Below are 12,716 nucleotides of genomic sequence, written 5' to 3'. Positions count from 1 at the left end.
GCTCGCCGGCAGCGGCCTCACCTTCCCCTGCGTACCGCCCCCGCCAGGATCCAGCCCTCCACCGCCTCGTACTGCCGGCGCTGTTCCTCGGCCTTGCGGCGGCCCGAGACCACCGTGCCGAGCCAGCCGTAGGCGAAGCCCAGCGGGATCGACACGATGCCCGTGGTGGTGAACGGGAACCAGTTGAAGTCGGCGTCCGGGAAGGCCGCGGTGGGGGAGCCGGAGACGAGGTTGGTGCCGGGCATGAGGAGGAGGACCGTGAGGGTGCCGCCGATGAGCGTGGCGAGCAGGCCGGTTCGGGTGTAGCGGCGCCAGAAGAGGCTGTAGACGAGCGCGGGCGCGATGGCGGAGGCGCCGAGGCAGAACGACAGCGTGATCAGGGGCTGCAGGCTGCGGTGCTGGGCGAGGGTGGCGAGCAGGATGGCCGGTCCGCCCACCGCCAGCGCGGAGACGCGGGCGAGGAGCATCTCGCGGCGCGGGGAGAGCTCGTCGCCGCGGCGGCGGCCCCGGAAGAACCGGCTGTGCGCGAACACGTCGTGGGCCAGGGAGTTGGCGCAGGCCAGGATCATCCCGGCGACGGAGGCGAGCAGGGTCAGGAAGATCGCCGTCGTGACCGTGGTGAAGAGCAGGGTCTCGGCGGTGGAGACGGACGCGCCGAACACGGCCCGGGATCCCAGCAGATAGGCCGTGTTGCCCTGCGGGTCGCCCGCGACGATCACGTCCCGCCCGACGAGGGCGGTGGCCCCGAACCCGATCACGCCGATGACGAGGACGAACAGGGCGACGCACGGCACCGCCCAGGACAGCGAGCGGCGCACCTGCCGGGCGCTGCCCGCGGTGTACATGCGCATGGTGACGTGCGGGAGGCAGGCGCCGCCGAGGACGACCGTCAGCTCCGAAGTGATCATGTCCAGGCGGGGGTTGGAGCCGCCCGCGAACTGGAGCCCGGAGTGGAGGTAGGCGGCGCCGACGCCGCTGTTCGCGGCGGCGCTGTCGAGGAGGGCGCCGGGGTTCCAGTCGAAGCGGTTCAGGACGAGGGCGGCGACCACGGCGCCCGAACCGAGCAGCATCACGATCTTCAGGATCTGGATGAGGGCGGTGCCCTTCATACCGCCGATCGCCGCGTAACTGATCATCAGGGCGCCCAGGCCGATGACGCAGCCGGTCTTCAGGGAGTCGCTGGAGAAACCGAGGATGAAGGCCAGCAGGTCGCCGGCGCCCGCGAGTTGGACGAGCATCAGCGGCAGCAGCGCGACGATGGTCACCGCGCAGGCCGTGTTGCGGACGGCACGGCCGGGGGTGCGGCGGGCGAGGGCGTCGCCCATGGTGAACCGGCCCGCGTTGCGCAGGGGTTCGGCCAGCAGGAACATCAGGAGCATCAGGGACAGGGCGGTGCTCAGGGCGAGGACGACGCCGTCGTAGCCGGCCAGGGCGATGACGCCGCCGGTGCCGAGGACGGTCGCCGCGGAGATGTAGTCGCCGGCGATGGCGAGGCCGTTGCGCATCGGGGAGAGCGATCCGTACCCGGTGTAGAACTCGTCGAGGTCGTCGCGGTCCGGGCCCGTCATCACGCACAGCAGGAGCGTGATCGTGGCCACCGCGGTGAACGCCACCAGCGACATCGTCTGCGCGGAACTGCTGAACCCGGTCATCATGCCGCCTCCCGCCGTGCGTCCAGTTCGGCCTGTCTGCGGATCCGGTCGGCGATCGGGTCGACGCTCCGGCGCGCGCTGTGCTCGTACAGTCCGATCGCCAGGCAGGTCACGGGGACCTGGAGCAGGCCGAGGAGCAGTCCGGTCGACAGTCCGCCGGACACGGTGCTCGTCATCAGCGACGGGGCGAACGCGGACAGGACGAGGAAGAGGGTGAAGTAGCCGAGCGCGGTGAGGGTCGCGACGCGGCGCTGCCGGCGGTAGGCGCCGCGCAGCACGCGGATGTCGCTGTGCTGCCCGAGCGCGCGATGGCGCGGCCTGCGCCGCGGGGCCGGCTCGGGCGGCTTCGGCCGGGGCTGCCAGGGATAGGTCAGGTGCGGCTGGTCCGGTTGGTACGGCTGCTGAGGGGGCCGTGCCCGAGGCGGCTGGTAAGGGGGATACGCGGGGGAGGAGGGGTCTCCCTGCGGCTGGGGAGGCGGGGTCTGCGGATTCCGGTCGTACGGCCGGTTCTGCCGGTACGGGTGCTGCGGGTGCTGCTGGCGTGGCCTTGGGTGCTCGGGGGACGAGAATGCGTCGGGCATCCCGGTTCTCCTTGCGTGGCTCGGGTCCGGTGCGGGGACCGCAGGGAGCTGGGGGGTGAGCAGCGCACGCTACTCGTAGGTAGCTCGCGTGCGTAGCGGTTTGACCGAACTGGTCGGTCGGTACGCGCTTACTTCGGTGACCTGGGGTGTTACCCGCGTTCACCTGTGGAGTTCCGCCGGAGTTCCGGAGGGGTTTCGCAGGACGTCACGTGTGGGACTGGAGTGCACCCCGTGACGGATGGGACGTGAACGCGCTTTCCCCGGGCGCGGGCGGCGCCGGGTCCGGCGGCTCCCCGACGGGCCATGCGCGCGCCGGTGTCCGGACCCCCGTCGCCGGCTGCGGGCGGTGCCGGCCCGCGGTCAGTCCGCCGCGTCCTTGAGGACGGGGAAGCGGCGCGGTGCGACGAGCAGCAGGACGAGGAAGGCGAGGGCGGCGGCCCCCGCGGCGCCGAGGTAGACGGCGTGGACGGCGTCGGCGACCGCGTGCCGCAGATGTCCGGCCGGCGCGCCCGAGTCGAGGGCCCGGGTCACCGCGTCGAGGTCTCCGGCGCCGCCGAGCCGCGCGGCCAGCACTCCGTTGGCGACGGCGCCGAAGAGGGCGGCGCCCAGGGTCTGTCCGGTCTGGCGGCAGAAGAGGACGGAGGCGGTGGTCGTGCCGCGCTCGGCCCAGCCGACCGTGGACTGGACGCCGATGAGCAGGGGGAGCTGGAAGAGCCCGAGCGCGCCGCCGAGCAGCAGCATCAGCAGCGCGGGCTGCCACGGCTCGCCGGGATACGGGAGGAAGGGGAAGGCGAGCAGCAGGAGGGTGGCGGTGCCGATGCCGATCAAGGCGGTGTTGCGGAAGCCGATCCTGCGGTAGACGTGCTGGCTGAGCGCCGCGGACACCGGCCAGCTCAACGTCCATACGGAGAGCACGAAACCGGCGGCGACCGGGGCGAGACCGAGGACGGCCTGCGCGTAGGTGGGCAGGAAGACCGTCGGCGCGACCATGAGCAGGCCGAGCGCGCCGAGGGCCAGGTTGACGGCGGCGATCGTCCGGCGGCGCCACACCCATCCGGGGATGATCGGCTCCGCCGCGCGCCGCTCGACGGCCACGACGACGCCGACCAGCGCGAGTCCGGCGCCGAACAGGGCGAGCGAGGGCGCCGACAGCCAGGCCCAGGCGACCCCACCCTGCACGAGGGCGGTCAGCAGGACACCGCCGCAGGCGAACACGGCGAGGGCGCCCGCCCAGTCGACGCGGGGCCGGCGGGCCAGCGGGGCCCGCTGCGGTTCGTGCAGGTGGCGGACGATCAGCCAGAGGGCGACGGCACCGATCGGCAGGTTGATGAGGAAGATCCACCGCCAGTCGGCGTACGCGGCGAGGACACCGCCGAGAGCGGGGCCCGCGATCGCCGAGGTCGCCCACACCGTGGACAACTTGGCCTGGATCCTGGGGCGTTCCTTCAGCGGGTACAGGTCGGCGGCGAGGGTCTGCACGGTGCCCTGGAGGGCGCCGCCGCCCAGCCCCTGCACGACCCGGAAGGCGATGAGCGCCGCCATGTTCCAGGCGGTGGCGCACAGCAGCGAGCCGATGAGGAAGACGGCCGCGCCCGCGACGAGGACCGGTTTGCGGCCGAAGGTGTCCGAGAGCTTGCCGTAGACGGGGAGGGTGACCGTGACGGCCAGGAGATAGCCCGAGAACAGCCAGGAGAAGACGGAGAACCCGCCGAGGTCGCCGACGATCTGCGGCACGGCCGTCGACACGATGGTGGAGTCGAGTGCGGCCAGCCCCATCGCCAGCATGAGCGCGGCGACGACGGCCCGCCGGCGGCGGTCGTCCGCACGGTCTCCGACCGGCGGCTTCTCCTGCACGACCGGTATCCCGGTGTCCCCCTCGCCCACGGGATCCCTTCCCCCTGCATCCGTCTGCCGGGACCAGCTTGCCACTTGGGGGCAGGGGCGCGGGAGGGCGTCCGCCGGTGGGCCCGGGGGTGGACGCGACCCCGAGGAGTTGTCCACCGAAGGGTGGAGGTCCCCTAGGGGGACCTCCTTACTACGGGTCGGGGCGGGTTCGTCCCGGCGGAGGACGAGACGGGCCGGGGTGCTTCCTTAACCTGGCTTTACGTCGTCGGAGGGCGGGTTCGCCTCGTACGGACCACACCTTGGGGGGTGGGGTTTTCCCCAGCAGAAGACGGGGCCGTGCACCAGCGCGCCCGACCCTCCGCCGGCACCAGACTTACGGACGTGGGCAGCGCACCACACCGGGGCGGCGCGAACACCGCCGTCCCTCCCGACCGTTCGAACCTTCGCAGCCCAGCAGCTCGCCCTGTTGGCCGACATAGGAGACATACCGTGACATCGGCTGTAACCATTCCCAGGCACGGGGGCACTGGAGGGCGTACGGCCGTTGCCGCGCGAGCGCGGCAGGTCGTCAAGGCGTACGGGTCGGGGGAGACCCGCGTCGTCGCCCTCGACCACGTCGACGTGGACATCGAGCGGGGCCGCTTCACCGCGATCATGGGCCCCTCGGGGTCCGGCAAGTCCACGCTGATGCACTGCCTCGCCGGCCTCGACACCGTCACCTCCGGCCAGATCCACCTCGACGAGACCGAGATCACCGGCCTCAAGGACAAGAAGCTGACGCAGCTGCGCCGGGACCGGATCGGGTTCATCTTCCAGGCGTTCAACCTGCTCCCGACGCTGAACGCGCTGGAGAACATCACGCTCCCCATGGACATCGCGGGCCGCAAGCCCGACAAGGCGTGGCTCGCCCAGGTCGTCGAGACCGTCGGACTCGCGGACCGCCTCAAGCACCGGCCGAACCAGCTCTCCGGCGGCCAGCAGCAGCGCGTCGCGGTGGCCCGGGCACTGGCCGCCCGCCCCGAGATCATCTTCGGTGACGAACCGACCGGAAACCTCGACTCCCGGGCAGGCTCCGAGGTGCTGGGCTTCCTGCGCCGCTCCGTGGACGACCTCGGCCAGACCATCGTGATGGTCACGCACGACCCGGTGGCCGCCTCGTACGCGGACCGCGTCCTGTACCTCGCCGACGGCCGGATCGTCGACGAGATGCACCAGCCGACGGCCGACCAGGTCCTCGACCGCATGAAGGACTTCGACTCCCGCGGGCGGACGTCATGACCGTCCTCAGGACCTCGATGCGCAACTTCTTCGCGCACAAGGGACGCATGGCGCTGTCCGCCGTGGCGGTCCTGCTGTCGGTGGCCTTCGTCTGCGGCACCCTGGTGTTCACCGACACCATGAACACGACGTTCGACAAGCTCTTCGCGGTCACCTCCTCGGACGTGACCGTGCTGCCGAAGGCGGCGAAGAGCGACGACACCCCGCAGAACGGCAAGCCCGAGTCTGTCCCGGCCTCCGCGCTGGCGCAGGCCAGGCAGGCGGACGGCGTCAAGTCGGCCGAGGGCGCGGTCAGTTCGATGAACGTGACCGTCGTGAACGGTGACAACAAGAACATGGGCTCCACGACCGGCGCCCCGACCATCGCCGGCAACTGGACGCACAACGACCTGCGGTCCATGGAGATCACCTCCGGCCACGCCCCGCGCGGCCCGACCGAGGTCATGGTCGACGCCGACACCGTCGACAAGCACCACCTGAAGATGGGCGACGAACTGCGCACCATCGCCGTCACCGGCGACTTCAAGGCCCGCATCGTCGGCATCGCCACCTTCAAGGTGACCAACCCCGGTGCCGCCGTCGTCTACTTCGACACCGCGACCGCCCAGCGCGAACTCCTCGGCTCCACGGGCCGGTTCACCCAGCTGAACGTCACCGCCGCGGCCGGCGTCTCCGACACGCGCCTCAAGCAGAACGTCTCCACCACGCTCGACGGGTCCTACAAGATCCAGACGCAGAAGGAGAACGCCGACGAGAACCGCGAGGGCGTCGGCGCGTTCATGAACGTCATCAAGTACGCCATGCTCGGCTTCGCCGGGATCGCGTTCCTGGTCGGCATCTTCCTCATCATCAACACCTTCTCGATGCTGGTCGCCCAGCGCACCCGCGAGATCGGTCTGATGCGCGCCATCGGCTCCTCCCGCAAGCAGGTCAACCGCTCCGTCCTGGTCGAGGCGCTGCTCCTCGGCTTCATCGGCTCCGTCCTCGGCGTCGCCGCGGGCATCGGCCTCGCGGTCGGCCTGATGAAACTCATGTCCTCCATGGGCATGGACCTCTCCACCCGCGACCTGACCGTCAAGACGGCCACCCCCGTCATCGGCATGATCCTCGGCGTCGTCGTCACCGTCCTCGCCGCCTACCTCCCGGCCCGGCGCGCCGGCAAGGTCTCCCCGATGGCCGCGCTGCGCGACGCCGGCACCCCCGCCGACGGCAGGGCCGGACTCGTCCGCGGGCTGATCGGCCTGGTGCTGACCGGCGCCGGAGCCTTCGCCCTGTACCTCGCGGCCACCGCGGACAAGGCGAGCGACGGTTCGCTCGTGCTCGGCGCGGGCGTCGTGCTCACCCTGATCGGCTTCGTGATCGTCGGCCCGCTGCTGGCCGGGGGCGTGGTCCGGGTGATCAGCGCCGTCCTGCTCCGGATGTTCGGCCCGGTCGGCCGGCTCGCCGAACGCAACGCGCTGCGCAACCCGCGCCGCACGGGCGCCACCGGCGCGGCCCTCATGATCGGCCTCGCCCTGGTCGCCTGCCTCTCGGTCGTCGGCTCGTCCATGGTGGCCTCGGCGACCGACGAACTCGACAAGTCGGTCGGCGCGGACTTCATCGTCCAAGGGCAGCAGCGGATCGTCCCGCAGGCAGAGAAGGCCATGCAGGACACCCCCGGCCTCGACCACGTCACCCGCTACAAGGACCTCTCGACCACGATGACCTCGCCCGACGGCAAGGCCGAGGACTACGAGATCACCGCGGCCGACCCCTCGTACGCCCAGGACCTGCGGCGCGAGACGACCGCCGGTGACCTGGCGGCGGCGTACGGCACGAACGCCATGTCGGTCGGCTCCGAGTACGCCAAGAAGCACCACGTCACGGTCGGCGACACGATCAGCGTCGCCTTCAAGGGCGGCTCCACGGCGAAGCTCAAGGTCGCGGCCATCACGGACGACGACGTCGCCATCGACAAGGGCGCCCGCTACACCAGCATCGCGACCATGAAGAAGTACGTGCCCGCGAGCAAGATCCCGCCGAACGAGATCATGTTCGCCAAGGCCGAGGACGGCCGGCAGAAGCAGGCCTACGCGGCCCTGAAGAAGGCCATGGAGCCGTACCCGCAGTACCAGGTGCGCGACCAGACCGACTACAAGCAGGAACTGAAGGACCAGGTCGGCCAGCTCCTGAACATGGTCTACGGCCTGCTCGGCCTCGCGATCGTGGTGGCGATCCTCGGCGTCGTCAACACCCTCGCCCTGTCGGTCGTCGAGCGGACCCGCGAGATCGGCCTGATGCGCGCCATCGGCCTCTCCCGCCGCCAACTGCGCCGCATGATCCGCCTGGAGTCGGTCGTCATCGCCCTCTTCGGCGCCCTCCTCGGACTGGGGCTCGGCATGAGCTGGGGCGCCACCGCCCAGAAGCTCCTCGCCCTGGAGGGGCTGAAGGTCCTGGACATCCCGTGGCCGACGATCATCGGCGTCTTCATCGGATCGGCCTTCGTGGGCCTGTTCGCCGCCCTGATCCCGGCGTTCCGGGCCGGCCGGATGAACGTCCTGAACGCCATCGCCACCGAATAGCCGGCGATCCCGGCCGGGGACGGCCGCACCGGACCACCGCGCACGGGGGTCGCGGCGGACGGGCCCGGTCCGAGGAGCAGCACGCTCTTCGGACCGGGCCCTCGGCGCGTCCCGGCCCCCGCCTCACCGAGCGGGGCCGGGGGTGCCTGCGGACGTCCCACCCCGGCGAGGCCCCCCGGTCCCCCGCACCGAACCGGGCCGGGGGCACGGGCCGGGGACACAGGGAAGCGCCCGGCCGCCGCGCCTGCGCGTCACGCTGGGTGACCGGTCCCACGAGGAACGGCCACGCGCGAGTCGGCGCGGAGTCGTAGGCTGGATAACCCCCGGCCCGTCCCACGTGTCGGGCGTCTCGCGTTGCCCACTCCCCGGGATGGAAGCCCTTCATGAGCCTGCACGGTCTGCTCGACGCCGTCGTCAAGGACGCCGCCCTCACGGAAGCGGTCAAGGCCGCCGGCGACGGCAACCGGATGCACGTCGACCTGGTCGGCCCGCCCGCCGCACGCCCCTTCGCCATCGCCGCCCTGGCCCGGGAGGCCGGCCGCACCGTCCTCGCCGTGACCGCGACGGGCCGCGAGGCAGAGGACCTGGCCGCCGCCCTGCGCACCCTCCTGCCCCCGGAGGGCGTCGTCGACTACCCCTCGTGGGAGACGCTGCCGCACGAACGGCTCTCGCCCCGCTCGGACACCGTCGGCCGCCGCCTCGCCGTGCTGCGCCGGCTCGCCCACCCGCGCCCCGACGACCCGGAGACCGGCCCGGTGTCCGTCGTCGTCGCCCCCGTCCGCTCCGTGCTCCAGCCGCAGGTGCAGGGGCTCGGCGACCTGGAGCCCGTGATCCTGCGCACCGGGCACAGCGCCGACCTGGGCGAGACCGTCGAGGCGCTCGCGGCGGCCGCGTACTCCCGTGTCGAACTCGTCGAGAAACGCGGCGAGTTCGCCGTCCGCGGCGGCATCCTCGACGTCTTCCCGCCCACCGAGGAACACCCCCTGCGCGTGGAGTTCTGGGGCGACGACATCGAGGAGATCCGCTACTTCAAGATCGCCGACCAGCGGTCCCTGGAGGTCGCCGAACACGGCCTGTGGGCGCCGCCCTGCCGCGAACTGCTGCTCACCGACGACGTGCGCCGCCGGGCGGCGGAACTCGCCGAGGCCCACCCGGAGCTGGGCGAACTCCTCGGCAAGATCGCCGAGGGCATCGCCGTGGAGGGCATGGAGTCCCTCGCCCCCGTCCTCGTCGACGACATGGAACTGCTCCTCGACGTGCTGCCCGAGGGCTCGATGGCCGTCGTCTGCGACCCCGAGCGGGTCCGCACCCGGGCCGCGGACCTCGTCGCCACCTCGCAGGAGTTCCTCCAGGCGTCCTGGGCGGCCACCGCGGGCGGCGGCGAGGCACCCATCGACGTCGGCGCCGCCTCCCTGTGGTCCATCGCGGACGTACGGGAACGGGCACGCGCGCTGGACATGATGTGGTGGTCGGTGTCGCCGTTCGCCGCCGACGGGGAACTCGCCGACTTCGCCCCCGGCGCGGCGGGCGACACCCTCAAGCTGGGCATGCACGCCCCCGAGACCTACCGCGGCGACACCGCCCGCGCGCTCGCCGACACCAAGGGCTGGCTGGCCGAGGGCTGGCGCGCCGTCTACGTCACCGAGGCACAGGGACCGGCCGCCCGCACCGCGGAGGTGCTCGGCGGCGAGGGCATCGCCGCCCGCCTGGACATCGACCTCACCGACATCGGCCCCTCCGTCGTGCACGTGGCCTGCGGCTCCATCGACTACGGCTTCGTCGACCCGGCCCTCCGGCTCGCCGTCCTGACGGAGACCGACCTCTCCGGCCAGAAGGCGGCCGGCAAGGACGGCGCCCGGATGCCGGCCCGCCGCCGCAAGACGATCGACCCGCTGACCTTGGAGGCCGGCGACTACATCGTCCACGAACAGCACGGTGTCGGCCGCTACATCGAGATGGTCCAGCGCACCGTGCAGAGCGCCACCCGCGAGTACCTGGTCGTGGAGTACGCCCCCGCCAAGCGCGGCCAGCCCGGCGACCGCCTCTACATCCCCACCGACCAGCTGGAGCAGATCACCAAGTACGTCGGCGGCGAGGCCCCGACCCTGCACCGCCTCGGCGGCGCCGACTGGACCAAGACCAAGGCGCGCGCCAAGAAGGCCGTCAAGGAGATCGCCGCCGACCTGATCAAGCTGTACTCGGCGCGGATGGCCGCCCCCGGGCACGCGTTCGGCGCCGACACCCCCTGGCAGCGCGAGCTGGAGGACGCCTTCCCGTACGTGGAGACGCCCGACCAGCTCACCACGATCGCCGAGGTCAAGGACGACATGGAGAAGACGGTCCCGATGGACCGCCTGATCTGCGGCGACGTCGGCTACGGCAAGACGGAGATCGCGGTCCGCGCCGCGTTCAAGGCGGTCCAGGACGGCAAGCAGGTGGCGGTCCTGGTTCCCACGACCCTGCTGGTGCAGCAGCACTTCGGCACGTTCTCCGAGCGCTACTCGCAGTTCCCCGTCAATGTCCGCGCCCTGTCCCGCTTCCAGACCGACACCGAGGCGAAGGCGACCCTGGAAGGGCTGCGCGACGGATCGGTCGACGTCGTCATCGGCACCCACCGGCTGTTCTCCTCGGAGACCAAGTTCAAGGACCTGGGCCTGGTCATCGTCGACGAGGAGCAGCGGTTCGGCGTCGAGCACAAGGAACAGCTGAAGAAGCTCCGCGCGAACGTCGACGTCCTGACGATGTCCGCGACGCCGATCCCGCGCACCCTGGAGATGGCGGTCACCGGCATCCGCGAGATGTCGACGATCACCACCCCGCCGGAGGAGCGGCACCCGGTGCTGACCTTCGTCGGCCCGTACGAGGAGAAGCAGATCGGCGCGGCGGTCCGCCGTGAACTGCTGCGCGAGGGACAGGTCTTCTACATCCACAACCGGGTCGAGTCCATCGACCGCGCGGCGGCCCGGCTGCGCGAGATCGTGCCCGAGGCGCGGATCGCGACGGCCCACGGACAGATGTCGGAACAGGCCCTGGAGCAGGTGGTCGTCGACTTCTGGGAGAAGAAGTTCGACGTGCTCGTCTCCACGACGATCGTCGAGTCGGGCATCGACATCTCGAACGCGAACACGCTGATCGTGGAGCGCGGCGACAACTTCGGTCTCTCGCAGCTGCACCAGCTGCGCGGCCGCGTCGGCCGTGGCCGCGAGCGCGGTTACGCCTACTTCCTGTACCCGCCGGAGAAGCCGTTGACGGAGACGGCGCACGAGCGGCTCGCGACGATCGCCCAGCACACCGAGATGGGCGCGGGCATGTACGTGGCGATGAAGGACCTCGAGATCCGCGGCGCGGGCAACCTGCTCGGCGGCGAGCAGTCCGGCCACATCGCCGGGGTGGGCTTCGACCTCTACGTCCGCATGGTCGGCGAGGCCGTCGCGGACTACCGCGCCGCGCTGGACGGCGGGGTGGAGGAGGAGCCGCCGCTGGAGGTCAAGATCGAGCTGCCGGTCGACGCGCACGTCCCGCACGACTACGCGCCGGGCGAGCGGCTGCGTCTCCAGGCGTACCGGTCCATCGCCTCCGCGAACACCGAGGAGGACGTGAAGGCCGTACGCGAGGAACTCGTGGACCGCTACGGCAAGTTGCCCGAGCCGGTCGAGAACCTGCTCCTCGTCGCGGGGCTGCGGATGCTGGCGCGCAGCTGCGAGGTCGGGGAGATCGTCCTCCAGGGCAACAACATCCGCTTCGCTCCGGTGGAGTTGAGGGAGTCCCAGGAGCTGCGTCTCCAGCGGCTCTACCCGGGGACGGTCGTCAAGCAGGCCGCCCACCAGCTCCTGGTCCCGCGCCCGAAGACGGCGAAGGTGGGCGGGAAGCCGCTGGTCGGCCGCGAACTCCTCGGCTGGACCGGCGAGTTCCTCGCCACGATCCTCGGGTCGTAGCCCAGCCGGACGCGGGTGCCCGGTCGTCTCCGGCGGCCGGGCTCCCGCCGTCCGAAGGCGGGAGCCCGGCAGGGAGCGGCGGTTCCGTGACGCCGACGGGGGGGGCCGGTGGTCCGTGACGCGGGCGGGGGCCGGTGGTCCGTGACGCCGGCAGGGGGCGGTGGTCCGTGACACCGGCAGGACCGGTGGTGCTCCGTCCCGGCCCGAGGGCCGGGCGTGCCTTCGCGCCCAGGACGCCGGGCCCGCCCGGTCCCCGGTCACGGCTGCCGGGGGCGGAACAGCAGGCCCGTCAGGGCGTGGAACACCTCGTCGGGGTCCTGGTCGCCCACCGGGCCGTCCAGATTGTGGCTGAGCAGGAGCGTCGCGAAGCCGTGGGCCAGTGACCAGGCCGCGACCCCGGCGAGCCGGGCGTCCTCCCCCCGGCCCTCGGCGGGGACGTCGGAGACGGCGGCGCGCAGCCGCTCGCCCGCGAGGGTCCTGGCCGCCGTCAGCTCCAGGTCGTTCCCGCGGAGCAGCTCGGGGGAGAACATGACCTGGAAGTGGGCGGGGTGCTCCCGCGCGAAGCGGACGTAGCGAACGCCGGCGTCCCGCAGGTCGTCAGCCGTGTCGAGTGCCGCCGCCAGCAGCGCGTAGCCCTCCGCCGCGATCGCCGTGAGCAGGCCGGTGCGGTCCTTGAAGTGGTGCGCCGGGGCGGCGTGCGAGACACCCGCGCGGCGGGCCAGGTCACGCAGGCTCAGCGCCGTGGGCCCTTCGGCGGCGATGACGTCGAGCGCGGCACCGAGGATGGCGCGCCGCAGATCCCCGTGGTGATAGGGGCGCGCGGAGTCGCTGGGCGGGGCGGGATTCATGGACAGCAGCGTACGC

At 72.0% G+C, this 12,716-nt stretch carries 7 protein-coding genes; 3 read left to right on the top strand and 4 right to left on the bottom strand.

Translation table 11 applies throughout. The annotated features are described in order from the left end of the window. Positions 1–17: 17 nt before the first annotated feature. From B0675_RS06085 to B0675_RS06075, 3 genes are all read right to left on the bottom strand, one after another. Entirely contained in the window at positions 18–1,652 is a 1,635-nt protein-coding gene (locus tag B0675_RS06085; protein ID WP_081217718.1) for a cation acetate symporter, read from the bottom strand. Further along, complete coding sequence (locus B0675_RS40415) at positions 1,652–2,026, bottom strand: DUF485 domain-containing protein (protein ID WP_107482762.1); 375 nt, start codon at positions 2,024–2,026, stop codon at positions 1,652–1,654. Before B0675_RS40415 ends, B0675_RS06085 begins: the two co-directional genes overlap by 1 nt. Positions 2,027–2,593: 567 nt before the next feature. Continuing rightward, a complete protein-coding gene (locus B0675_RS06075; protein ID WP_241539901.1) occupies positions 2,594–4,087 on the bottom strand; it encodes an MFS transporter in 1,494 nt (497 codons plus the stop codon). Positions 4,088–4,567: 480 nt separating this feature from the next. On the opposite strand from B0675_RS06075, the gene B0675_RS06070 reads away from it, so the two are divergent. From B0675_RS06070 to mfd, 3 genes are all read left to right on the top strand, one after another. Beyond that, positions 4,568–5,356 (top strand): ABC transporter ATP-binding protein, encoded by a 789-nt coding sequence (locus tag B0675_RS06070; RefSeq protein WP_081217716.1) that lies wholly within the window; start codon positions 4,568–4,570, stop codon positions 5,354–5,356. Continuing rightward, on the top strand, positions 5,353–7,917 hold the full coding sequence (locus tag B0675_RS06065; RefSeq protein WP_081217715.1) for an ABC transporter permease: 2,565 nt from the start codon (positions 5,353–5,355) through the stop codon (positions 7,915–7,917). The genes B0675_RS06070 and B0675_RS06065 overlap by 4 nt, the downstream gene beginning before the upstream one ends. A gap of 383 nt (positions 7,918–8,300) precedes the next feature. After that, entirely contained in the window at positions 8,301–11,852 is a 3,552-nt protein-coding gene (gene mfd / locus B0675_RS06060) for a transcription-repair coupling factor (protein WP_081217714.1), read from the top strand. Between the two features lie 257 nt (positions 11,853–12,109). Here mfd and B0675_RS06055 read toward each other — a convergent pair whose 3' ends face one another. Continuing rightward, the gene (locus B0675_RS06055; protein ID WP_081217713.1) at positions 12,110–12,700 is read right to left on the bottom strand and encodes a TetR/AcrR family transcriptional regulator; all 591 of its coding nucleotides are present in this window, start codon (positions 12,698–12,700) and stop codon (positions 12,110–12,112) included. Between the last annotated feature and the right edge of the window lie 16 nt (positions 12,701–12,716).

This window comes from Streptomyces sp. M41(2017) (genome assembly GCF_002078175.1).
Lineage (GTDB): Bacteria > Actinomycetota > Actinomycetes > Streptomycetales > Streptomycetaceae > Streptomyces.
The sequence above is the reverse complement of the archived record's forward strand: the minus strand, read 5'-3'. Positions and strand labels throughout refer to the sequence as shown.